The 22,011-nt window shown below is 59.6% G+C and carries 31 protein-coding genes and 1 tRNA gene; 23 read left to right on the top strand and 9 right to left on the bottom strand.

The genetic code is table 11. The features are described from left to right. Positions 1–44: 44 nt before the first annotated feature. From sppA to FZZ90_RS11285, 14 genes are all read left to right on the top strand, one after another. Positions 45–857 carry a signal peptide peptidase SppA gene (gene sppA, locus FZZ90_RS11350; protein WP_226426022.1) on the top strand — a complete coding sequence of 271 codons (813 nt, stop codon included), beginning with the start codon at positions 45–47 and terminating at the stop codon, positions 855–857. Then, positions 854–1,237, top strand: a complete 384-nt coding sequence (gene aroH / locus FZZ90_RS11345; RefSeq protein ID WP_226425899.1) for a chorismate mutase — start codon at positions 854–856, stop codon at positions 1,235–1,237. Before sppA ends, aroH begins: the two co-directional genes overlap by 4 nt. 76 nt (positions 1,238–1,313) lie before the next feature. After that, on the top strand, positions 1,314–1,889 hold the full coding sequence (locus FZZ90_RS11340; RefSeq protein ID WP_226425898.1) for a DUF2808 domain-containing protein: 576 nt from the start codon (positions 1,314–1,316) through the stop codon (positions 1,887–1,889). A gap of 46 nt (positions 1,890–1,935) precedes the next feature. Then, positions 1,936–2,073: a 50S ribosomal protein L34 gene (rpmH, locus tag FZZ90_RS11335; RefSeq protein WP_011363584.1), complete on the top strand. Its 138-nt coding sequence runs from the start codon at positions 1,936–1,938 to the stop codon at positions 2,071–2,073. A 61-nt stretch (positions 2,074–2,134) separates the two neighbouring features. Further along, positions 2,135–2,521: a ribonuclease P protein component gene (locus FZZ90_RS11330; RefSeq protein WP_226425897.1), complete on the top strand. Its 387-nt coding sequence runs from the start codon at positions 2,135–2,137 to the stop codon at positions 2,519–2,521. After that, complete coding sequence (locus FZZ90_RS11325) at positions 2,518–2,925, top strand: PH domain-containing protein (RefSeq protein WP_226425896.1); 408 nt, start codon at positions 2,518–2,520, stop codon at positions 2,923–2,925. The genes FZZ90_RS11330 and FZZ90_RS11325 overlap by 4 nt, the downstream gene beginning before the upstream one ends. A gap of 56 nt (positions 2,926–2,981) precedes the next feature. Continuing rightward, positions 2,982–4,112: a membrane protein insertase YidC gene (gene yidC, locus FZZ90_RS11320; RefSeq protein WP_226425895.1), complete on the top strand. Its 1,131-nt coding sequence runs from the start codon at positions 2,982–2,984 to the stop codon at positions 4,110–4,112. Beyond that, a complete protein-coding gene (locus tag FZZ90_RS11315; protein ID WP_226425894.1) occupies positions 4,109–4,645 on the top strand; it encodes a DUF177 domain-containing protein in 537 nt (178 codons plus the stop codon). The genes yidC and FZZ90_RS11315 overlap by 4 nt, the downstream gene beginning before the upstream one ends. Then, a complete protein-coding gene (locus tag FZZ90_RS11310; RefSeq protein ID WP_226425893.1) occupies positions 4,642–6,132 on the top strand; it encodes an AAA family ATPase in 1,491 nt (496 codons plus the stop codon). The genes FZZ90_RS11315 and FZZ90_RS11310 overlap by 4 nt, the downstream gene beginning before the upstream one ends. Positions 6,133–6,210: 78 nt before the next feature. Further along, entirely contained in the window at positions 6,211–6,372 is a 162-nt protein-coding gene (locus FZZ90_RS11305; protein WP_006852120.1) for a hypothetical protein, read from the top strand. A gap of 42 nt (positions 6,373–6,414) precedes the next feature. Next, the gene (gene serS, locus FZZ90_RS11300; protein ID WP_226425892.1) at positions 6,415–7,692 is read left to right on the top strand and encodes a serine--tRNA ligase; all 1,278 of its coding nucleotides are present in this window, start codon (positions 6,415–6,417) and stop codon (positions 7,690–7,692) included. Positions 7,693–7,716: 24 nt separating this feature from the next. Further along, positions 7,717–8,799: an RIP metalloprotease RseP gene (rseP, locus tag FZZ90_RS11295; protein ID WP_226425891.1), complete on the top strand. Its 1,083-nt coding sequence runs from the start codon at positions 7,717–7,719 to the stop codon at positions 8,797–8,799. Positions 8,800–8,856: 57 nt separating this feature from the next. Then, positions 8,857–9,159 carry a 30S ribosomal protein S14 gene (gene rpsN / locus FZZ90_RS11290; RefSeq protein WP_011363576.1) on the top strand — a complete coding sequence of 101 codons (303 nt, stop codon included), beginning with the start codon at positions 8,857–8,859 and terminating at the stop codon, positions 9,157–9,159. Between the two features lie 106 nt (positions 9,160–9,265). Beyond that, on the top strand, positions 9,266–11,431 hold the full coding sequence (locus FZZ90_RS11285; RefSeq protein WP_226425890.1) for a polyribonucleotide nucleotidyltransferase: 2,166 nt from the start codon (positions 9,266–9,268) through the stop codon (positions 11,429–11,431). Between the two features lie 7 nt (positions 11,432–11,438). On the opposite strand, the gene FZZ90_RS11280 is transcribed toward FZZ90_RS11285, so the two are convergent. Further along, the gene (locus FZZ90_RS11280; RefSeq protein WP_226425889.1) at positions 11,439–12,356 is read right to left on the bottom strand and encodes a 3'(2'),5'-bisphosphate nucleotidase CysQ; all 918 of its coding nucleotides are present in this window, start codon (positions 12,354–12,356) and stop codon (positions 11,439–11,441) included. A 26-nt stretch (positions 12,357–12,382) separates the two neighbouring features. Here FZZ90_RS11280 and rsmI point away from each other — a divergent pair, with 26 nt between their 5' ends. Both rsmI and FZZ90_RS11270 read left to right on the top strand, forming a co-directional pair. After that, entirely contained in the window at positions 12,383–13,240 is an 858-nt protein-coding gene (gene rsmI / locus FZZ90_RS11275) for a 16S rRNA (cytidine(1402)-2'-O)-methyltransferase (RefSeq protein ID WP_226425888.1), read from the top strand. Positions 13,241–13,259: 19 nt separating this feature from the next. Then, positions 13,260–13,496, top strand: coding sequence for a hypothetical protein (locus FZZ90_RS11270; protein ID WP_226425887.1), 237 nt, complete (start codon positions 13,260–13,262; stop codon positions 13,494–13,496). Between the two features lie 19 nt (positions 13,497–13,515). Here the strand turns inward: FZZ90_RS11270 and FZZ90_RS11265 are convergent, their stop codons facing one another. Beyond that, the gene (locus FZZ90_RS11265) at positions 13,516–14,226 is read right to left on the bottom strand and encodes a helix-turn-helix domain-containing protein (protein WP_226425886.1); all 711 of its coding nucleotides are present in this window, start codon (positions 14,224–14,226) and stop codon (positions 13,516–13,518) included. Between the two features lie 89 nt (positions 14,227–14,315). Between FZZ90_RS11265 and FZZ90_RS11260 the strand changes: the two genes are divergently transcribed. After that, positions 14,316–14,389, top strand: a tRNA-Arg gene (locus FZZ90_RS11260). Positions 14,390–14,485: 96 nt separating this feature from the next. On the opposite strand, the gene FZZ90_RS11255 is transcribed toward FZZ90_RS11260, so the two are convergent. Next, positions 14,486–14,758, bottom strand: a complete 273-nt coding sequence (locus tag FZZ90_RS11255; RefSeq protein WP_226426021.1) for a DUF3303 domain-containing protein — start codon at positions 14,756–14,758, stop codon at positions 14,486–14,488. A 166-nt stretch (positions 14,759–14,924) separates the two neighbouring features. Here FZZ90_RS11255 and FZZ90_RS11250 point away from each other — a divergent pair, with 166 nt between their 5' ends. After that, positions 14,925–15,068, top strand: coding sequence for a hypothetical protein (locus FZZ90_RS11250; RefSeq protein ID WP_226425885.1), 144 nt, complete (start codon positions 14,925–14,927; stop codon positions 15,066–15,068). Between the two features lie 121 nt (positions 15,069–15,189). Next, positions 15,190–15,393 carry a hypothetical protein gene (locus FZZ90_RS11245; RefSeq protein ID WP_226425884.1) on the top strand — a complete coding sequence of 68 codons (204 nt, stop codon included), beginning with the start codon at positions 15,190–15,192 and terminating at the stop codon, positions 15,391–15,393. Positions 15,394–16,046: 653 nt separating this feature from the next. Here the strand turns inward: FZZ90_RS11245 and FZZ90_RS11240 are convergent. The 4 genes from FZZ90_RS11240 to FZZ90_RS11225 all read right to left on the bottom strand — a co-directional run bounded on the left by FZZ90_RS11240 (position 16,047) and on the right by FZZ90_RS11225 (position 17,607). Then, positions 16,047–16,364, bottom strand: coding sequence for a DUF3288 family protein (locus FZZ90_RS11240; RefSeq protein ID WP_226425883.1), 318 nt, complete (start codon positions 16,362–16,364; stop codon positions 16,047–16,049). 326 nt (positions 16,365–16,690) lie between these two features. Then, positions 16,691–16,945 carry a hypothetical protein gene (locus FZZ90_RS11235; RefSeq protein WP_226425882.1) on the bottom strand — a complete coding sequence of 85 codons (255 nt, stop codon included), beginning with the start codon at positions 16,943–16,945 and terminating at the stop codon, positions 16,691–16,693. Between the two features lie 111 nt (positions 16,946–17,056). Next, positions 17,057–17,263, bottom strand: coding sequence for a hypothetical protein (locus FZZ90_RS11230; RefSeq protein WP_226425881.1), 207 nt, complete (start codon positions 17,261–17,263; stop codon positions 17,057–17,059). Positions 17,264–17,418: 155 nt separating this feature from the next. Beyond that, positions 17,419–17,607 carry a hypothetical protein gene (locus FZZ90_RS11225; RefSeq protein WP_226425880.1) on the bottom strand — a complete coding sequence of 63 codons (189 nt, stop codon included), beginning with the start codon at positions 17,605–17,607 and terminating at the stop codon, positions 17,419–17,421. A 407-nt stretch (positions 17,608–18,014) separates the two neighbouring features. Between FZZ90_RS11225 and FZZ90_RS11220 the strand changes: the two genes are divergently transcribed. Continuing rightward, the gene (locus FZZ90_RS11220) at positions 18,015–18,311 is read left to right on the top strand and encodes a hypothetical protein (RefSeq protein ID WP_226425879.1); all 297 of its coding nucleotides are present in this window, start codon (positions 18,015–18,017) and stop codon (positions 18,309–18,311) included. Positions 18,312–18,317: 6 nt separating this feature from the next. Here the strand turns inward: FZZ90_RS11220 and FZZ90_RS11215 are convergent, their stop codons facing one another. Then, positions 18,318–18,611, bottom strand: a complete 294-nt coding sequence (locus FZZ90_RS11215; RefSeq protein ID WP_226425878.1) for a hypothetical protein — start codon at positions 18,609–18,611, stop codon at positions 18,318–18,320. A 517-nt stretch (positions 18,612–19,128) separates the two neighbouring features. Between FZZ90_RS11215 and FZZ90_RS11210 the strand changes: the two genes are divergently transcribed. The 3 genes from FZZ90_RS11210 to FZZ90_RS11200 all read left to right on the top strand — a co-directional run bounded on the left by FZZ90_RS11210 (position 19,129) and on the right by FZZ90_RS11200 (position 21,581). After that, entirely contained in the window at positions 19,129–19,458 is a 330-nt protein-coding gene (locus FZZ90_RS11210) for a hypothetical protein (protein ID WP_226425877.1), read from the top strand. A gap of 103 nt (positions 19,459–19,561) precedes the next feature. Continuing rightward, positions 19,562–20,356, top strand: a complete 795-nt coding sequence (locus FZZ90_RS11205; RefSeq protein WP_226425876.1) for a prohibitin family protein — start codon at positions 19,562–19,564, stop codon at positions 20,354–20,356. 13 nt (positions 20,357–20,369) lie between these two features. Beyond that, on the top strand, positions 20,370–21,581 hold the full coding sequence (locus FZZ90_RS11200) for a DUF389 domain-containing protein (protein WP_226425875.1): 1,212 nt from the start codon (positions 20,370–20,372) through the stop codon (positions 21,579–21,581). A gap of 7 nt (positions 21,582–21,588) precedes the next feature. Here the strand turns inward: FZZ90_RS11200 and FZZ90_RS11195 are convergent, their stop codons facing one another. Further along, complete coding sequence (locus FZZ90_RS11195) at positions 21,589–21,795, bottom strand: YqaE/Pmp3 family membrane protein (RefSeq protein ID WP_226425874.1); 207 nt, start codon at positions 21,793–21,795, stop codon at positions 21,589–21,591. Positions 21,796–22,011: the final 216 nt, after the last annotated feature.

Here is a 22,011-nt window from a genome sequence, read left to right as displayed (position 1 = left end):
CTTGGGTGCTCTTTTTAAGATCTGGAGCGATGCAGATGCGCAACATGATCTGGCCCTGGCGGCGAAAATCACGACGACGGATGGCGCGCATCGTTGTTGATGGCCCCATCACCGGCGCCACGCGGAAGCGAGTGCTTAAAGCGCTGCGGGAGGTGAAGCAAAGGGAATTTCCAGCGCTACTGCTGCGAATTGACAGCCCCGGCGGCACGGTTGGAGACAGCCAGGAAATTCATGCAGCCCTGCTGCGACTCCGGGAACAGGGCTGTCGCGTGGTGGCCAGCTTCGGCAACATCTCCGCGTCCGGAGGCGTCTACATCGGCGTTGCCGCGGAGAAAATCGTCGCCAATCCCGGCACGATCACCGGTTCCATCGGGGTAATCCTGCGGGGCAACGACCTCTCGCAGGTGTTCGAAAAGATCGGGATTCGCTTCGACACCGTGAAGAGCGGTCCGTTCAAGGACATCCTTTCCCCAGATCGTCCGCTGAGCGATGCCGAACGGGCACTGCTTCAGGAGCTGATCGACAGCAGCTACAGCCAGTTCGTTGGGGTTGTGGCTCAGGGGCGAAACCTTGATCTGGAGACGGTGAAGCGCTTCGCCGATGGACGGGTGTTCAGCGGAGAACAGGCGCAGGCCCTGGGCTTGGTGGATGAACTCGGCGACGAAGAGCATGCCCGTCGCCTCGCGGCGCAGCTGGCCGATCTCGACGCGGACGACATCCGTCCCGTCACCTTGGGCAAGCAACGCCGCAAGCTCAGTGGCTTGCTGCCGGGATCCCAGCTCTTGCATCAACTTCAGCAGCGCCTCTCGATTGAATTGATGGGGAGCGGTCAGGTGCTTTGGCTGTACCGCCCATGACCAGCTCACCACTTGTTCTGAGAGGCCTGCGCGGGGCCACCACCTGCACGGAGAACAGCACGGAGGCCATCCAAGCGGCGGTCACCGCTTTGATGGATGCCCTTGTTGATCGCAATGGTCTAACCCCAGACCAACTGGTGTCGGTGACCTTCTCGGTCACCGCCGATCTCGACGCCTGTTTCCCAGCAGCCGTTGCACGCCGGCGGCCCGGCTGGGACACGGTGGCCCTGCTGGACTGCCAGCAAATGGCGGTTCAAGGAGACCTCCCCCGCTGCATCCGTGTTCTGGCCCACGCCTGGATCCCGCAGGAGCAGCAACCGGTGCACCCTTACCAAGGCGACGCGCAGCGGCTCAGGCCAGACCGATCTGGTCACAACTGACAGATCAGTCTCCGACCCCTGAGATCACCGCCCCGTGGTTGGACTCAGGAGAATCCCACCATCAAGATGCTTCCTAATGGTCCGTTCCACCACCAGACGCTTGCTTGCTGGAGCCGGCACCGCTGCAGCTCTACTGATTGGCTCAGCATTCACCGGGGCTCCCGAGCAGATCGCCCACGCCCAAGGCACACCGGGGCTGATGGAATTCCGCTGGGACAGCGATCGTGACTACCGGAAGCTGTACTACTACCAGACCTCCAGCATCGAAAACGACCGCTCGGAGTGGTATCTCACCCTGCGCGAAAAGGACCGCAAGACAGCGATCCTCAAACTCACCGTCACTGTTCCGGACTACTTCGACTCCAAGCTCAAGCCCCACCGCATGCGCCTGTGCCGCACCAGCGTCGGCAGCATGATGAGCCGGAGCAAGTGCCTCGAAGCGATCCCGGCAGTCATCGAGGTCAACAAAGACCAAACAGAAATCGTGGTCTTCCCCGACACTCCGCTGCCTTCTGACGGGGACTACTCGCTTCACATCAAGCTGTTCAACCCCCAAGGGAAGCGCATGTATCAGTTCAACGCCCTGGTGCAGGCTCCCGGCGATGTGCCGATGTCCGGCTACCGCGGCAGCTGGCTGATCGATGTGGACTGACTGATAAAATCCCAGATTCAGATCGGCCGGTAGCCAGGAGACGTCCATGACCAAGCGCACCCTCGGGGGGACAAACCGCAAGAGGAAGCGCGTCTCGGGTTTCCGTGTACGGATGCGCTCCCACACCGGCCGCCGTGTGATCCGCACGCGTCGCAAGCGCGGCCGCGCCCGCCTCGCAGCTTGATGGTCTGGGATGAATCCATCGGATTCATCCCAACCTCGGCATCTCCAAACAGGATTGGTTGATGGTCCTTCCCGCCTCCATGCGTTTGCGCGGGCATCGATGCTTCAACCGTTTGCACCGGTCCTCCAAGCGACAACACGGAACCTTGATGGTTCTGCGGGTCGCTGCAGGTGACTCCAACTTGCTTCGCCGGGAGTTGCGGGGCATCCAGGAAAGAACCTGCCGCTGCGCCCTGGTGATCAGCAACAAGGTGAGCAAACGTTCCGTCAAGCGGAACCGGCTCAGGCGGCTTCTGCATGACCACCTGCGTCGACGTTTTGAACAGCGAAACGACTTGGCGGGTCGGTGGTTGTTGATCAGCCTTCGCCCGGAAGCCGCGGAAGCCGAACCCACACAATTGCTCGAAGAATGCGACAGTCTTCTGAGAATCGCCGGACTGGATCCATGACCAGCATTCAGGAAGATGTCCACTACGACGGTGGACCAGCCCGCGGGGATCTGATCTTCAATATCTTGCTTGGTTTCACGCTGATCGGCCTTCCCTTCACCATCGGAGCCGTTGTTCGGGCCCTTTGGCTGCGCTTCCGCGTCACCAGTCGCCGCATCTCGGTGACGGGGGGATGGATGGGCAAAGACAAAACCCAGGTGGTGTATTCCCAGATCAGCGAAGTGCGCACCGTGCCCCGGGGCTTCGGTGCCTGGGGAGACATGGTGTTGGTGCTCAAGGACGGCGCCAGGCTCGAACTGCGCTCGATGCCTCGATTCCGGGAAGTTGAGGCTTACATCCTCGAACGCATCAGCAGCCGTGCGGCCAAAGCCCAAGAGAAAACCACTGAAGGTTTCGCCGCCTGAGTGCAGCTGTTCATGCACACTGGCTTCACAACGTCCCGCCCCCCCGTTTCTTCAACGTGATCGGATACATCTCCGACAACCTGCTGATTCCAATCCTGGACTTCTTCTATGGGTTGGTTCCGAGCTATGGCCTGGCCATCGTCGCCCTCACCCTCGTGATCCGGATCGCGCTCTACCCCCTGAGCGCAGGATCAATTCGCAGCGCCCGGCGCATGCGCATTGCCCAACCGGTAATCCAGAAACGTCAGGCTGAGATCAAAAGCCGTTATGCCAACAATCCTCAGAAACAGCAGGAGGAGCTGGGCAATGTGATGAAGGAATTCGGCAGCCCCTTGGCGGGATGCCTGCCGCTGCTGGTGCAGATGCCGATCCTCTTCGCTCTGTTTGCGACCCTGAGGGGGTCACCGTTCGCCGACGTTCCCTACACCTTGAACATGAAGGTGTTGCCGGCTGACCAGATCGCCGCAGTTGAACCCAAACCGTTCAACAGCGCTAGCCATTCCATCTTCATCGGTGAAACCGACCATGTGCCGGTGATCGCCAGCCTGCCGCGGGGCACCAAGATCGGTGTCGGCGATAGCGCCACAGTGAACCTTCACACGAAGGACGGCCGCGCTTTCAGCGATGTACTCACGGATGTTGAGAATCCTGGACGCTTTGCCCCAACCTGGGCGGTGACCAAGGGCGAAGACATCGTCAGCGTCAGTGAGGACGGCACAATCACAGCTCTCGCTGCCGGTGATGCCACTGTTGAAGCCAAGATTCAGGGCCTGGCAGCGCGCAGTGGCTTCCTGTTCATCAAAGCTCTAGGTCAGGTCGGCTTCTATGCCGACGGTGCCATCAACTGGGACATCGCCATTCTCGTTGCCGGCTTCGGCGTCACCCTGTTCATTTCACAACTGCTGTCGGGCATGGGCATGCCCGCCAACCCTCAGCAGTCCACGGCCAACAAAATCACTCCGGTGATGATCACGGGGATGTTTTTGTTCTTCCCCCTCCCCGCCGGCGTTTTGCTCTACATGCTGATCGCCAACATTTTCCAAGGTCTCCAGACTTTCATCCTCACCAAAGAGGCACTGCCCGACAACCTCCAGAAAATTCTGGACCAGCAAATGGCCCAGAAAACGGTGACGGTCTCCGCCAGCTCAGGTGGTTCACGGCTGCCATTTGAACCGAAGGGCAAGTGATTGAGGCACTGGAGCCTGTTCCCCTCCAGGAGCTCCGGGCCCTCGGCACCGCGAAAGTTTGGGACGTTGAGGGTGAGCTCGATGAACTCCCCTCGCTCACACCGGTGCGAGGCCATGTTTCCGCAGAGCACCGCGGCAACGTCTTGGCGGTTCAGGGAAAGCTCAACACGATCGTGACGCTCTGCTGCGATCGCTGCCTTAATCAGTTCAATCAGAAGCTCAGCTGCACGCCCTCTGAACTGATCTGGCTGGGAGAAGAGCAACCGACGGCCGACGAGCTGGAGCTCTCCGGAGAGGTCGCTGAGATGGAAGGTCTGGTGGATGTTCTCGATCCACGTGGTCAATTTGACCCCCAGCAATGGGCATTCGAACAGCTCAATCTGCTGTTGCCCGTCGTCAACCACTGCGGTGACCACTGCCCAGGCCCACCAGGCCTCCATCAGCAGTCCGTGCCCCCAAACACCAAGCCAAAGGACGTGGATCCCCGCTGGCAGGCCCTTCGACAGATCCAGCAGCAGATCGACCAGCCATGAGCAGTGCCGCCTGGGGACACCAGATCGACCTTCTGGTGCGTGCGCGCACACCTTTGATCTGGGTGCGCAGCAATGAAGAAGCCCGGGTGGAAAGCCTGCTGGGAGAGGCCGCTCAACGGCTTGCACGCCAGCTGGTCTGCTGGAATTTCATCGATGGCATCAGCGGGCCGGTGAATGCCGATGGCCAGGGAAGCCGACAACCGATGGCCATGCTGCAGTGGCTGCAGCAACGGGATGCAGGCAGCCCAACCCTGCTGCTCGCCAAGGATTTTCATCGTTTCTGTGATGACCCCGGTGTGGCCCGGATGCTGCGCAATCTCGAGGCATCCCTGCGCAGCACCCCGCACACGCTGGTGCTGTGCTGCGGGCAATGGACACCACCAGGGGATCTGGAAGAGAGCCTCACCTTGCTGGATCTCCCCCTTCCCGACAACAACGACCTGCGCCGACTGATCAGCAGCATCAGCACCAGCAGCGGCAGCTCCCTTCCAGCTTCCGTCCTGGATGAGCTGGCTCAGGCCTGCAGCGGGCTCAGTGAGATGCGGGTTCGCCAGGTTGCGGCCCGTGCCCTGGCCCGCCGCGGCCAGTTGGGCTCAGAGGATCTGCAGGACGTTCTGGACGAAAAACGTCAGACGATTGCACGCAGTGAGGTGCTGGAGTTCTGTCGCAGCGATGCGGGCACCGAAGCCATCGGAGGCCTCGACGGTCTCAAGACCTGGTTGAACCAACGACACCGGGCCTTCTCGGAAGATGCACGGCGTTTCGGACTGCCTCTGCCCCGTGGCGTTCTGCTCGTGGGTCCTCAAGGCACAGGGAAATCACTCACGGCCAAAGCCATCGCCTGCAGTTGGTCGATGCCCCTTTTGCGTCTGGATGTGGGGCGTCTGTTCGCGGGCTTGGTGGGGGCCAGCGAGGCACGCACCCGCGAGATGATCCAAAGGGCTGAAGCGATGGCGCCCTGCGTGCTCTGGATCGATGAGATCGACAAGGGCTTCGGGGGGGATGGCCGCAGTGACGGCGGCACCACCCAGCGGGTTCTGGCCAACGTGCTCACCTGGATGGCCGAGAAACAGTCCCCGGTGTTCGTCGTCGCCACCGCCAACGGTGTCGAGAAGCTGCCACCGGAGCTGCTGCGCAAGGGGCGTTTCGATGAGATCTTCATGCTCGATCTGCCCAGCAGCTCTGAGCGCAACAGCATTCTTGAGCTTCATCTGGAACAGCGACGCCCGGGGCTGAAGCTTCCCCTGGACACCGTGGTGAGCCGCAGTGAGGGCTTCTCCGGTGCCGAGCTGGAGCAGACCGTGATCGAGGCGATGCACTTGGCCTTTGCCGATAACCGTGAGTTGACGGAGACGGATCTGATTGGAGCGGCATCCCAGCTCATCCCCCTCTCCCGCACCGCCAGCGAACAGCTCGAGCGGCTTAAGCAATGGGCTGCCGGAGGCCGCGCCCGCCCCGCTTCTGTTGCTGGAGGTAACGAACCCTGACGGGGCGTAACGAACGCCAGCCTTGAGTGAGGCGCTGGCAGGCGCGCTCCCTACGGTCCGCACAACAGCAGGAGCAACGTGGAGAGCCGCAACGACATCGCCACTCAGCTCTGCGTGGCCTGCCTTGGTGCCGGTGTGATCACGACGATGGCCGTCGCCCAGGGACAAAGCCCCCTCACAGCTCTTGGCATCACCCTGTTTTCAGGCATCGCAGCTGTGATGGTGGGCCAGGTGCTCTGAAACGGACTGCCATAGGCTGCCCGCGCTGACGCCCCTGAAACCGTGCTCGATCAGCGCCTTGTGCGTGACAACCCCGAAACGATTGCCCAGCAGCTGGGGCGTCGAGGTAAGGCTGTTGATCTCACCAAACTGCAGCTGATTGCCCAGCAGCAGCGCGATCTAGAGCAACAACGCAGCAGCCTGCAGGCGGAAGGCAACCAGATCGGCAAAGAAGTCGGCCAACGCATCAAGTCGGGCGCTGATCCCAAAGGCGACGAGGTCGCCGAACTCCGCCAACAGGGCAATGCCATCAAGCAGAAGGTGGCGGTGCTGGAGGAGGAGGAAAAGCAGCTCTCGAGTGAGCTCAAGCAACAGCTGCTGGGATTCCCCAACCTGCCGTCCGACGCCTGCCCTGATGGGCGCAGTGAAGACGACAACGTTGAAGTACGCCGCTGGGGAACCCCCCGGGTTGACGACAACCTGGACGAGCACTGGCAGATCGCGGAACGGCTGCAGCTGTTCGATACCGAACGCTCCGTCCGCATCGCGCAGAGCCGTTTCGTCACGCTGATGGGGCAGGGGGCACGACTGGAGCGTGGCCTGATCAATTTCATGCTCGACCTCCATGCGAGCAAGGGGTACATAGAAGTGCTGCCTCCGGTGCTGGTGAACAGCGCCAGCCTCACCGGATCAGGACAATTGCCCAAGTTCGCCGAGGAAAGCTTCCGTTGCGCGGAGGACGACCTCTGGCTGACACCAACCGCTGAGGTGCCGGTGACCTCCCTGCATCGGGATGAAATCATCCCGGCAGATCAACTGCCCCTGCGCTACGCCGCTTACAGCCCCTGCTTCCGCCGTGAGGCCGGCAGCTACGGCCGCGACACCCGTGGCCTGATTCGCCTGCACCAGTTCAACAAGGTGGAGCTGTACTGGTTTGTGCACCCCGATCACTCCGAGGAGGCGCACCAACAGATCACGGCCGATGCAGAAGCCGTGCTTCAGGCGCTGGAGCTGCCCTATCGGGTCTTGGACCTTTGCACCGCCGACCTCGGCTTCTCCGCCCGCCGGACCTACGACCTCGAGGTCTGGCTGCCGGGGGCGGGGGCCTACCGGGAAATCTCCAGTTGCAGCGTCTGTGGCGATTTTCAGGCGCGACGCTCCTCCATCCGCACCAAAGAAGGCAAGGCCACGAAATTGGTTCACACCCTGAATGGCAGTGGCCTGGCCGTTGGCAGAACCATGGCGGCCCTGTTGGAGAACGGCCAACAGCCCGACGGCAGCGTCCTGCTGCCCAAAGCTTTGGTGCCCTACGTCGGCCGCGAGCGACTCCAGCCAGAATGATCCGACTGGATTCCTGACGGAAATATGAACGTGTTGGCAGCCCTTCTGGTTCTCGCCCTGCTGATCGTGGTGCATGAGGCCGGCCATTTCCTCGCTGCCACGCTCCAGGGCATCCGCGTCAGCGGCTTTTCCATTGGTTTTGGCCCAGCCCTGATCAAGAGACAACGGCGTGGGGTGACCTACGCCCTGCGGCTGCTGCCCCTGGGTGGCTTCGTCGCCTTCCCCGACGACGACGACGAGAGCACGATCCCTGCTGATGATCCAGATCTGCTGCGCAATCGGCCGATCCCCCAGCAAGCCTTGGTGGTTGCTGCTGGGGTGTTGGCCAACCTGGCCTTAGCAATGGTGGTGCTCTTCGCTCAGGCAGCGTTTGTCGGCGTCCCCGCCGCGCCGGATCCGGGGGTCCTGGTGGTTCAGGTGCAACCGGGCGGTGCTGCCGCCCGCTCCGGGCTCCGTGCCGGTGACCAGATCCTCAGCATGAATGCCACCCCCCTTCCCGCAGGACAACGGGGCGTTGAGGCGATGGTGCGGGATGTGAAAGCAGCACCCGAGCAATCCATCCGTTTGGAGCGAAGGCGGGGAGACGAGACGTCCACCGTTGAACTGGTCCCCGACGATCAACAGGGCACAGGGAAAATCGGCGCCCAACTGCAGGCCAACATCAGCGGGGAGATGCGACCCGTGCGGAACCCCGGTGAACTGGTGCTCACCACCGGCTCGCAATTCAGCCAAATGCTGCAGCAAACCGTGCGGGGCTACGCCGGCCTCCTGACCAACTTCCGAGCCACTGCGGGGCAGGTGAGTGGCCCCGTGAAGATCGTTGAGATGGGGGCTCAGCTCAGCCAGCAGGGGGGATCAGGGTTGGTGCTCTTCTCAGCCCTGATCTCAATCAATCTGGCGGTGCTCAATTCGCTGCCGCTACCGCTGCTCGATGGCTGGCAAATGATGATGCTCGCGATTCAGTCCGTTCGGGGTCGTCCGGTGTCGGAGCGGATCCAAATGGCCTTCGTGCAATCTGGTTTTCTTCTTCTGGTGGGGCTCACGCTTGTGCTGATCGTGCGTGACACCAGTCAGCTGCCGGTGGTCCAGCAATTGATCGGTCGCTAGGAGGGCGAAGGCGCCCGTGTATCGTTGACGATTCGTTCACTCGCTGCCCTCAGCTGCATGGCCAAGAAGTCGATGATCGCTCGCGATGTGAAGCGCAAGAAAACGGTTGAGCGCTATGCGGCCAAGCGCGCAGCACTGATGGCAGCCTTCAACGCAGCCGAAGATCCGATGGATCGCCTCGAGATCCATCGCAAGATCCAGGCTCTGCCTCGCAACAGCGCACGCATCCGTGTGCGCAACCGCTGCTGGGCCACCGGCAAGCCCCGCGGCGTTTATCGCGATTTTGGTCTCTGCCGTAACCAACTGCGTGAGCGCGCCCACAAGGGAGAACTGCCCGGCGTGGTCAAGTCCAGCTGGTGATCAAGCTGTCGCCATGGCGTCGTGAGGGGAGGCTTGGCCTCCCCTTTCTTGTGAAGAGCAACCATGAAATGTCAGACTTGGGATTGACAAAAGGACATAAGACGTCGTGCAAGGACAAACCCAGTCGATCTCCTTTGACGGACGCGAGATTCGACTGACCACCGGGCGCTTCGCCCCACAGGCGGGAGGATCCGTCTTGGTGGAGTGTGGCGACACCTCCGTGCTTGTGACAGCAACCCGTTCAGGCGGTCGAGAAGGCATTGATTTCCTGCCGCTGATCTGCGACTACGAGGAGCGGCTTTATGCAGCTGGCCGCATTCCCGGCAGCTACATGCGTCGTGAGAGCCGCCCACCCGAACGCGCCACGCTTACGGCACGACTGATTGACCGCCCCATGCGGCCGCTGTTCCCCAGCTGGCTGCGCGACGACCTACAGGTGGTAGCAACCTGCCTGTCCCTCGATGAGCGGGTCCCCGCCGATGTTCTGGCGGTGACGGGCGCATCGGTAGCCACGCTGCTGGCGGGCATCCCCTTCAACGGCCCGATGGCAGCCGTGCGGGTGGGTCTGCTGGGGGATGACTTCGTCCTCAACCCGAGTTACCGGGAGATCGAGCGGGGTGATCTGGACCTGGTGGTCGCCGGTACCCCCGACGGCGTGGTGATGGTCGAGGCCGGCGCCAACCAGCTGCCCGAGCAGGACGTGATCGAGGCGATCGATTTCGGCTACGAAGCGATCTGCGAACTGATCAAGGCTCAGGAACAGCTGCTCAAGGATCTGGGCATCACCCAGGTCAAGCCAGAGAAGCCGGAAGAGGACAGCACTGTTCCTGCCTATCTCGAGAAGCAGTGCAGCAAAGCGATCAGTGCTGTGCTGAGCAAGTTTGATCAGAGCAAGGACGACCGGGACACAGCCCTGGAAACAGTGAAGGGCGAAGTGTCCGAAACCATCGCAGGTCTCAAAGAAGACCATGCCGTCCGCCAGGCCCTGGCCAGCAGCCCGAAATTGCTCGGTAACAGCTTCAAGGCGCTGACCAAGAAGCTGATGCGTCAGCAGATTCTCAAGGACGGCAAGCGCGTGGATGGACGCGGCCTCGACGAGGTGCGCCAGATCAGTGCCATGGCTGGCGTGCTGCCGCGACGGGTGCATGGATCCGGTCTGTTCCAGCGCGGACTCACCCAGGTGCTCTCCACCGCAACGCTGGGCACCCCCAGCGATGCCCAGGAGATGGACGACCTCCATCCCAACACCGAGAAGCTGTACCTGCACCACTACAACTTCCCGCCTTACTCCGTCGGTGAAACCCGGCCGATGCGCTCCCCCGGTCGTCGTGAGATCGGCCATGGCGCCCTGGCCGAACGGGCCATTCTTCCCGTGCTTCCCGAGAAGGACACCTTCCCCTATGTGGTGCGTGTGGTGAGCGAAGTGCTCAGCTCCAATGGCTCCACCTCCATGGGTTCCGTCTGCGGCAGCACCCTGTCGCTGATGGATGCCGGTGTGCCGCTGAAGGCCCCCGTGAGTGGCGCTGCCATGGGTCTGATCAAGGAAGGCGATGAGGTGCGGATCCTCACCGACATCCAGGGAATCGAGGACTTCCTCGGCGACATGGACTTCAAGGTGGCCGGCAGCGAAAAGGGCATCACCGCCCTGCAGATGGACATGAAAATTACCGGCCTCTCGGTGAAGACGGTGGCTGAGGCCGTGAACCAGGCGCGCCCAGCGCGACTCCACATTCTCGAGAAGATGCTCGAGGCGATCGACACCCCTCGGGACAACCTGTCTCCCCATGCCCCACGTCTGCTCAGCTTCCGGATTGATCCTGAGCTGATCGGCACCGTTATCGGCCCCGGTGGACGCACGATCAAAGGGATCACCGAGCGCACCAACACCAAAATCGACATTGAGGACGGCGGCATCGTGACCATCGCCTCCCACGATGGTGCTGCGGCTGAAGAAGCCCAGAAAATCATCGAAGGCCTCACCCGCAAGGTCAACGAAGGCGAAGTGTTCTCCGGTTCGATCACCCGAATCATCCCGATCGGCGCCTTTGTGGAGATCCTTCCTGGCAAGGAAGGAATGATCCACATCTCGCAGCTCTCGGAAGCTCGCGTCGAGAAGGTCGAAGACGTTGTGAAGGTGGGCGACGAGGTGACCGTGCGGGTGCGCGAAATCGACAACCGCGGCCGCATCAACCTCACCCTGCGGGGCGTGCCCCAGGCCGGCGAGGCCTCCGAGGTGGAGCCTCAGCCCACCCCGGTTGCACCTCTGAGCTGATCAGGCCTCAGACCTGAAAGCCGGGATCGATCTCGGCCATGGCCTGCGTCGCACGCTCTCCGAGCTCGGCGTGGGCTTTTCCATGGCTGGCGATCAGACAGCCGGCCTGACGCACATCGCCGGTGTTGTAGGTGAGGTCGGCCTGATCGGCGTGGGTGAAGCGACCACCGGCCGCCAGCAGCACAGCCTCCGGAGCCGCCATGTCCCAATCCTTAGGAGCACTCTTGCCGGAAAGGGAGACATAGAGGTCGGTTTCGCCTCTAAGAATCGTGGCCACCTTGAAGCCCACGCTGCCCACTGCTTTGGAACCACCGAGATTGAGGTCATCAATCAGCTTGACCAGACGGTCGTCACGGTGGCTGCGGCTGGCCACCAGGATCAGATCTGAAACCTCGGTTCTGTCGCTGAAGCGAACCGGAGACCGCTGACCCTGACGGTCTTCACACCAGGCACCCTCACCAACGATGCCGATCCAAAGCTCATCGGCTTCCGGCAGAAGCACAACACCGATCACCGGCCGCTTGTCGCGAACAAGGGCCAGATGAACGGCGTATTCGCCTGTGCCCTGCAGAAAATCCTTGGTGCCATCAAGGGGATCGAGAATCCACAGCCACTCCGCCGGCAGCGGTTGGCCCTCTGTGAGCTGCTCCTTGGCAGTCTCCTCACTCAGCAACGTCCAGTCGGCCTTGGGGAACGCCGCGGAAAGCCCGTCCAGCAACCACGTGTTAACGGCCAGGTCAGCTGCAGAAACGGGGCCCTCTCCTCCTTCATCGACACTCAAGGCCTTGGGAAAACCATGCGGGGGCTGCTCGCCGCGGGCATAGGCCCGCAAGATATCGGCGGCTCCCCAACTCAGGCGACGCAGTTCCGTCAGCAGAGCCTCCTGGTTCACGCCAGCGGGGAGAACGGCAGAGCTGGGCATCATGATCAACAGAGGCGCTCGCCATTGTGATGCAGCGGGATGAACCAAGCGGCGGCAGCCTTTATCTGGTGGGCACTCCCATTGGTCACCTGGGGGACCTGTCGCCACGAGCGCGCGATTTGCTCCGCAGCGTGGATGTGATCGCCTGCGAAGACACCCGCCACAGCGGACAGCTGCTCAGCAGTCTTGGAGCAGGCGGCCGCAAGCTCTCTTTTCATCAGCACAACACCCGCACACGCTTACCCCAACTGCTGGATCTGCTGGCAGAGGGGCTAAGCATGGCGGTGATCAGTGATGCCGGGCTGCCGGGCATCAGCGACCCCGGTGAAGAGCTGGTGGCCGCTGCGCACCAAGCCGGGCATCCCGTGATCTGCATCCCTGGCCCCTGCGCCGCCACCACCGCTCTGGTGAGCAGCGGCTTACCCAGTGGACGCTTCTGTTTCGAAGGATTCCTGCCAACCAAAGGCAAGGAGCGACGGGCACGCCTGGACGACATCAGCCACGAACCCCGCACCATCGTGCTGTACGAAGCGCCGCACCGCCTGATCACATTGCTCGAGGAACTTCAGCACCACTGCGGAGGAGACCGTCCCCTGCAGGTGGCACGGGAACTCACCAAACGCCACGAAGAACAGGTGGGGCCGACGGTGGACCATGCCTTGCTGCACTTTCAGCAGCACCCCCCCCAAGGGGAATGCACGGTTGTGCTTGGGGGAGCACCGCTGGTGGAAGCGGAAGAACCCAACGACGATGAGCTGCTCAGGCAGCTGCAGGTGTTGCAGGACGAAGGTGCAAGCGCCAGTGACGCTGCACGGCAATTGGCCCAAACCACAGGGCTGTCCAGACGACGGCTGTATGCCCTCTTGCACCAGGCCACGTCAAACTGAACCCGTCGATGGTTGTGCCGTGTTGATTCGCCTTCGTCTTCTGCTGATCAGCTTTGGCGGTGGCCTGCTGCTGATGCTGCTGCTCTGCCTCGGAGCTCAGAACCTTCAGGATCGCCACACGCTCCAGCTCGGTGGGCAGCGGTCGGTACCTCTCCCCACGGGTTTTCTCGTGGGCATTGCTCTGGTGATCGGCGTGATCAGTGGCGGAACCGCTACGGCCGTGTTGCTTCCCGAACAACGCGATCGCTTCAATTAAGAGCGATCAGCTCCGGTAATCAGGCATCCAACGCAATCAAGGTTCCATCCACCACCAAGCGAGTGATGCCACGGGCCAGCAGGAAACTGCTGGTGCGCTGAAAAACAGCCATGTCGGGAACCTTGATCACCCGTTGACTGCGCCCGCACTGGCGCTTGGCCGCGCGGGGGCTGACAAACAGGCACAACCCCTGGCGTTCCTGTTCGGCATCGTCGAGGAGGCCCAACTCGGGGAACTCCTTGAGGGGGCGGGCATCCAGCTCGACCACCTTGTCAACCAGCATGTAAGCGCTGTCGGGCAGCAGGTCGACACTGAACGGTTGGGCTTGATTCAGAGGGCGATCACTGAGGTCTCCTACGCCTAGAAGGGGAACAAGCTCCGTGAACGTTTCAACGCCGGCGTTGTCATCGTCGTCAGCTAGCTCCTCATCAGGGTCCTCGCCGAAGTCATCCGCGTCATCGAGGGCCAGGCTGGTGTCGTCGTCCTTGAGGGAGTCAGCCTCAGATTCTTCAGCCGGAGTGACGGCTACCGGTGGAGGGGTGACAGACCCTTTTTGCCGGCTGGCCTTCAGTGCGGCGTAGGCATCAGCGGGCAGCAGTGCTTTCACCGTGCGGCTGACGGTATTGGGACTGCAGCCAAAGGCCTCAGCCAAAGCAGCTGTTGACTCGCCGGCCTTGTAACGACCGACCAGATCCTGCTTCTCGCTGTCGCTGAGACGACGCGGGGCCATGGATGCCGATCAAGAGCCCATCACCTTAGGCGGCGCAAGGCATCTAAATCCAACCTGCCCTGAAGCAGCCTGCCAAAATGAGATCACCTGCTCCCTTAGCTCAGCTGGATAGAGCAACTGCCTTCTAAGCAGTCGGTCGATGGTTCGAATCCATCAGGGGGCGTCTAAACAAATCCAATCCGACGAAGAAGTATTGGAATCGATCCCATGGGATGCGGAGCCCCCCGGTTTAGCGAGGGGCATCGACCCAAACAGATCGTCAGCTGTAGGCCTTGGCGATCAGGGGGCCAGCCTGCTCATCTGTCAGCACTGGGGTGACCTCCCAATCGAGACACTCGGCCCACTCAGCAGCGTGCTCGTAACAGGCGTCGGCGTTGTCTGCCTCCACGAGGATCCAGCCTTCGACCGAGCCAGGTGCATGGAAGCGCTTCCAAGACTTGCACTCCGGGAAGGGCGCACCCGTTGCCAGAAACTTCTTGGCCGCAATCTCGTGGTAACCGGTCTTGAAAGACCAGTGCATCAAAAAGGTCATTGGAAGTGTTGAAGCCAACGAACACTCCCACAGATGAGCCATCCAGTCTGTGAGAGCGAACACGTAGGGATGAAACGCAGCAAGGCCTTCCCCTCCGTACTTCAGCAGTCAGCTTGCATCCAGCATCAAGCGCGATTACATGGGAGGTATGCAGCCAGAAGGCGGAATGTCGGAGCTTCTCAAGCGTCAGATTGACCGCCTCGAAACCGCCATAGACCTTTCGACGGACTGGCTTGAAATTCAGTATCTGATGGTTGAGCTCGATCAGCTCAAAGCTCTGTATGAGGACGCGGAATCAGAGGCTGCTTAAGCGGGTTTTGAGATAAGCCTCAGGAGCAAAAATCCATCGAGTTCAGCAACTCATCACGCCATCTTTTTCAGATTTATTGATCCAACCCTGCCAGCGTGTGTGTTGACTGATGTTCTATGGCATGAATAACGAGCAGCAGGCGGAACTCGAACGCCTCGAGCGTGTGCTTGCGGTGGCCCAGAGGAACGGCAACGAGTTTTTCATTCAGAACATCGAACGGGAGATCGCTGCCGTACAAAGGGGTGAATGCTCCCCCCTCATCGAGGAATACCTCACGGAGGAAGAACGCACATCAAGGGGCGTCGAAAAGCAGGCCGGGGCCTGATGAGCTCGCTTGCCCGAGAACGGTTTTCAAAGGTTTGTCTTCAGCCAAAACTGAAGGCTCACTCAAACCAGCAAGAACGGACGCAACGACCATCGCCCCTGGATCCCCGCGAGACCAGGACCCTGCTTCAACCGACTGAAAGGCACGCCACCCCAACAATCGATCGTTCAGGCCCTCAAGGCAATGCGCCTTAATGCCGATGACTTTGTGCCCTGAAGGCACAAAACTATGGGCATCGAGATCGGAGGAGCCCATGACGGACGACACTCCACCCCAGCAGACCGAAGAAGCAGACTGACTTTCTGGCCCCTGCTCCAACAGTCTCAACCATGACCTGGGTTGGTCCTTTGGTGGGCACGCAATGGTCCGCCACGCCAATCGACGCTCCACTTGCACCGTCTCAGGTGCCCTCGGAGAAAACGACCCAACACCTCGAGCCCATGGCCCCAGGGCGCCTCGAGCCAGACGCTTCGACCCTTTCTTTCCTTAGCTGAAGTGATGGGTTGAACGATGCACAAACGAGCGAGTTAGGCCGTCTTTCCACCGGGAAGGGCGGCCTTCCTCTTTGGCTGCTGACCGATGAAACATCACAAGCCCGATCTCATCTCAGTCCCACGTTTCAACACTTAAAGGAAGAGCCATGCAGACACGCATCAAGCTTCTGCATCCTCAACATCAGCCCCAGAGCCAACACCCTCAGCCACAGGATCCTGCCCAGGCCGCCAACCACTTTCCCAGATTTCCCGCGTCTTGAGATTCAACTCGACGCGAGATAGTCCCCATAGCGTGAGACATTTCTGCAGATCGTCGCGAATATCTTCAGCGCCAGGAAAATCCGCATATCGAGAAAACAATGCGGCAATCGTTGTCAACTGCTGCGGGCCTGGCGCGCCCTCATGACCCAACACAGCATCGATCTGGTCGCGATCGATGGCGTAAAGCGGATGGGTTTGCTGCATGTCGTCGGTCATCAACCGATCATGCCTGAACAGGGCAACCAGAGCAGCAAATCAGTCGAGCTCCCAGCACTCAGACCCACGGCTGGTGAGCAGGCACACAACATGCTTTTCCTCACTGATCAGACGATACGTGTGCCCATCAGCATCACTTCGGGCACGGGCATGCCAGAAGGCGTTGTCTTTTGAAGCGTGCTCAGCACGATTGGACCAGCCCTCAACTGTTAACTCTTGAACTGCAAACATGCGCTTGGCTCGAACTGAGCAAAGGCTCGAGGAGCACGCGGGCTATGTGCAGGATCAACAGAAACTTATTGGGATCGCTTGATCAGCTGTTGTAATCATCTTAAAGCCGAGATTTTGTCGACGCTTGAGCCAACTTCCTCAATGGAAAGACGCTCAGCCGCGGCATCATTCTGAAGACGAAAGAGAAAGCCATTCACCCAAGCTGTCTCCTTATTATTGGCCTCATGGCCACGGTCGACGAACCCGGGCTGCTGCTGGAACAGATGCAGAAGAATGGTCAGCACGTCCTGCGGCGAAAGATTTTCAGGGTCAATCGATGGCAGTTGATCCCTTACATCCAGATAAGACATGGATCCGGTTGTCGCAACATCAAAAGCCACTGTCAACTTGCACACTTAGTCGAACCATCCAAACAAAAAGCCCCACTGAAGTGGGGCTTCATCCCTTGAATGAAACAGGGTTCAGAGCCAATTGGCACGCATCGCCTCGTAGGTCACTCCTCGGTATTTCAACTGAGTTGGAGCAACCTTCTCTTTCGCCAACTTGACGGGAGAGAGATGCGCAGAGGTGTAGTCGCTGGATTCAGATCCGCGAGCCACGGCCTTTTTGGAGTTGTTGCGGAGCTGCACGCGCAGCTCACGCTCCTTCAGAAGCTGAAGAGCATTCATGGTGTTCCTCGTAGAAAGCTCAGGCCCCGTTCCATGCCCTGAGTCGAACTGCGCTTCGCTGTGTAGCGAAGTGAACGTTCGTAGCGGTTGCTACAAAATAAATATAGGCCATTCAAACCCTGTTGCGCTGTTCATCCCGTTACAGCTCGGGGCAATCAAATCAAGTTCAACAGCAAAAGCTGCTCTAACACGAGCGAATTGTGGTCATCTTCGTTGGTCGTTCTCATTTCAAGGTTGAAAAACAGTGCTGATTGCTCCCGAACAAAAGGGCCTGCATGCCACGTTCCCGGATGCAGCTTGAAGGCTTCACCAGCTTGAAACTTGATCAGAGCGATGGAGGACACGGGGGGCGGACAGCCGGAATCCGTTGAAGGGGCCATGGCCAGCCACCAGGGCTGTGCATCTGCAGACCCCAAACACTGACTCACACGATGGTGCCGCGTCATCGACTTGAGCACGGGAGGCCGGCGGCGGATCCGCATCACGTAGAAACGTGGTTGACCATCTGTAGCGAAGTACAGATCTGCATCGGCTTTGCCAAACAGAGCAGGATCGTTCTGCGGACGCAACAACGTGCCACAGCGCTCCAACCAGGGCGAGTCAGATGAGATCGGCGTTAGGCGCTGGGTTTCCTCGTGATCCATCCCGTCAGGATATGAAAACCAGGCCATGCACCAGTGCAACAAATGGTGCCTTGGGCAACTGAAGCCTGTGTCGGGACTCCCTATCACCTGAAAAAGGTGAATCGATCATGCTGACCACATCGACACGATTGAAACTGCAAAACATCTGCAGCCGCCTGGCCCAGGGCGAGTTCGTGTCACTCCAGGAACGCGTCTACCTTCAAAAATTCGCCGAACGCGATCGCAGCGTGAGCACATGGGTGAGCAGAGCACAGCGTTTTCAACGGGAAGGCACACAACAAGGCCTCGACGGTTTGATGGCCGATCTCGACCTGGGGCGACGTCATCCAGACGACCCTGAGCACCCAGAAGATGATCTCGGCGATTGGTTCAGCAAAGCCTCGCCTTGGCTGCGTCGCGACTGATGCCCATTAGCTGAGATCGTCAAGGGGGCCGAAATGGCTGACGGCAACCTCCTGCAACGTTTTCAACGATTTCAGAACAGCTAGGCGTTGCTGAGCCTGAGCAAGCATCGGCTTGCCATGCGGAACGCATGATTCGATCAGGGATGCCGCCTCCGAGGCTTCAGCCTTCACCCAGCCGGTGCATCGATCGAGGCGGGTGGTGAGATCACCATCGCGCAACGCACCCGAGTAGTTCGGCCCCGCGAAAACCTCGAGAAGTGTCGCCAATGCGTCCCTTGCCTGCTCCCGGTTCACCGTCATAGGGCTTGTGGAATACAGGTCCACACTGGCAGGACGGGCACAAAAAAGCCGCCACAAGCGGGCGGCCGGGTGATGGGGATATCCACAGCCTACCTGAACGAACCAGTGATTGCAGGCCTTCTGAAGAAACGGCGACAACACGGACTGCCAAAGTTTTCCACCCTCCTGTGGATAAGCGACCGCTAAGCGGTGTTTTGTGCAATTCAATCCACCAGATGTGGTGGATCAGCTGCACAAACTTGACGAGAAGCACTAAACTTATTGGAAGGCCGGGTGATGGGGATTACTTGGCTTATTCCTCCGTTCAACGGAGGTTTTTTTATGCCTTGTTCCATCACAAGACAGAGCAGCCTGAAAAGCTCTCATACCCAAGGAGCTTGTCTGCGCGGCGGAGGTGAGCCGTAGGTGCACAACTTTGTTCGCTGATCCGACGCATTTCGGTGAACTTGAGACTGCTTCAGCTCGGACCCAGGCCAGTGAGATCAGACATCAACTCAGTCAGAAAAGGGTCAGATCCATGCAAACCCACGCCATAGGCTTCGTGCATCCATCACAGGATCCCGGCCAGATGCGTGCCCTCAACGGAGTGCTGCTTCTATCGATTTCTTTAAGCGTGCTCTCATCTGCTGCACGAGCCCTGGAGCTGGGTCCTTGTGAACCCGCCAAGGCAGTGAAGATTATCGACACCAGTCTCAAAGAGGGGAAAACGCTTGAACAAGCCATGGAAATGATGATCAAAGCGAAGGTGTTCGACGGGTCTAAAGCGTGCATCACCTTCATCCGCGAGACCTCCATGACCATGCGAGATCCCTACCCAAGGGCCTTTAAGTCGCTCTGGTTGAACTAGACGTCAGTCGGATCCTGATGGTGTCGGTTTGGCCGAGAACAGGTCCCTGAGCCAACGACTCACGAGCAAACACGACATCATCAGCTCAGGATCTTGCCGAACCATGCAAACCCCACGACGGATCAACGATCCCGCCAACAGCCTCGCCGTTGTGGTTGCCGTCGTTCTCAGCGCGCTGTTGTTGTTGGGGCAGGCTCTGTTCATCGTTCCTGCCGGCAAGGTGGCCGTGGTCACCACCTTGGGAAAGGTGAGCGGGGGATCACGACTGCCCGGCCTCAATCTCAAGGTGCCGTTCATTCAATCGGTGTATCCGTTTGATGTGCGCACCCAGGTCAAACCGGAGGAATTTGCCACCCTCACCAAAGACCTCCAGGTGATCGAAGCCACAGCAACCGTGAAATATGCCGTTCGCCCCAACGAAGCGGGACGGATCTACCGGACGATCGCCGGCAACGACCGCGAGATTTACCCCCGCATCATTCAGCCGTCATTGCTGAAGGCACTGAAGTCGGTCTTCTCCCAGTACGAGCTGGTCACCATTGCCACCGAATGGAACGACATCTCCTCGCTGGTGGAGCGCACGGTCGCCGAAGAGCTAGACAAATTTGAATATGTGGAAGTGCGCGGTTTGGACCTCACAGGTCTGCAGATTGCCGAGGAATACCGCGCAGCCATTGAACAGAAACAGATCGCCGAGCAGCAACTGCTCCGCGCCCAGACCGAAGTGAAGATCGCTGAACAGGAAGCCTTGCGTTACGACACCCTTAACCGAAGCCTTGATGATCAGGTGCTCTACAAGCTGTTCCTCGATAAGTGGGATGGGCAAACGGAGGTTGTACCGGCCCTTCCGGGCAGCAACGGCAACACGCCTCCAGTAATTGTGGGGCGACGCAACTGAACGAACGACATCCGTGGTTGTTGATCAACAATCGCTTCTCGAAGATCAAGATCGTGTCGAGGAACTGCACCGCAGTTACGACGGCGAAGCACTGCTGAACGAATCCTTCATCGTTCTGACCATTGGTGCCAGCTTGATCGCCAGCTTGGGATTACTGGCCAACAACTCCGCCGTCGTCATTGGGGCCATGGTTGTAGCCCCCTGGATTCTGCCGCTGAGGGTGGCGGTGTTCGCGATTCTGATCGGGCAGGCCAGGCTGTTGTCCCGATCACTGATCACCCTTGCGGCCGGAGCTGGGATCACCTTGATCCTGTCGATGGGATTGGGCTGGATCGCACGCAGTCAAGGCGTGCTTGTGGTCGAGGCCTTGCCAGAACAGATCGCTGCCCGACTTGAACCCAACACGTTTGATCTGGGAATCGCCCTGGCGGCAGGTGCCATTGCGACCTACGCCAAGGTCAACCCCGGTGCCGTGAGTTCTATGGCTGGCACGGCGATTGCCGTGGCCTTGGTGCCGCCGGTGTGCGTGATGGGATTGATGCTCTCCGGCCCAGACATCAGCAGCGCCCAAGGGCCTGCACTGCTCTATGCCGCCAACTTGCTTGGAATTCTGATTGGTGGGATCACAGTGCTGGCGATTCGTGAGCCGTACTTCCGCGAGAAACTCAAGCGACGACGACGCTCACGCTTACCAGTGCTGTTGGCATTGGGTTTGGCCATGATTGTGGGTCAAAAGCTGAATGGAAGGTATGAGCAATACCGATTCAAGGTGAAGCGGGAGGTTGCCCAAAAACAGATTGAATCTGAGATCAGCTACTACCTGAAGAATGAGACGTTGACCTTTGGCGCCAACGACGCCGTGGAACTCGAAAAGATCGTTTTCGACTGGCCCAACTACTGGGAACAAAATCAAGCCCCAAGCTTCCGGGTGGTGGTGCGATCCGTCGATCCCAAGCTGCCGAGTTACAAGCAGGTTCAGAACATTCAAGACACCATCAACAGCAGACTTGCAGGGCAATTCCCTGGCCTTGAACTGCAGATGCAGGTGCAACGCATCAACGTGAGCGTGGTGGAAGGCAATGAAGTGGACCTCGAGGTTGACCTCGAGCAAATCTTCAACGAGGCAGAAACGGCCCTCGCACCACCTCAGTTGCTTGAAGATCAACCAAGCGATCAAGCAGGAGATTCCGCCGAAGCTGAAATCTGTTCAGAGCCAGATTGCTAAAACGTGTTTATTTGCGGGTCAGGATCACAAACAGGGCGTGAATCACAGCGGCTGGCCACATGCCGAACAACACCGGAAAACCAAGACCGCCCACAGCGAACAGATAGATCACCAGGTTGATCCAAAAAGGCTGGGTCAATCCCACCTGGGTGAAGACGCCAAGGGGTGGAACGAACAGAGCAATGATGATCCGGAAGATGTCGCCACAGGTCATGAAAACGATCACTGACGTGCTCTTGTCTTAGCAATCGCCGCCCAAGGCGCAGACGGTTCCTTTCATAGTGCCCGACACCTAAGGGTCTACAAGCCCAACAAAAAGCCCCCTCCGAGGAGGGGGCTTTCCGATTCAGTTGATCTGAATCGTTTTGGCTGTTCCAGAAGGAACAGGTTGATTCCAGATCAACCGATGGCAGGAGCCTGCAGAGCCACA

The sequence above is a fragment of the Synechococcus sp. MU1617 genome, from assembly GCF_020514235.1.
In the GTDB taxonomy this organism is placed as follows: domain Bacteria; phylum Cyanobacteriota; class Cyanobacteriia; order PCC-6307; family Cyanobiaceae; genus Parasynechococcus.
The sequence above is the reverse complement of the archived record's forward strand: the minus strand, read 5'-3'. Positions and strand labels throughout refer to the sequence as shown.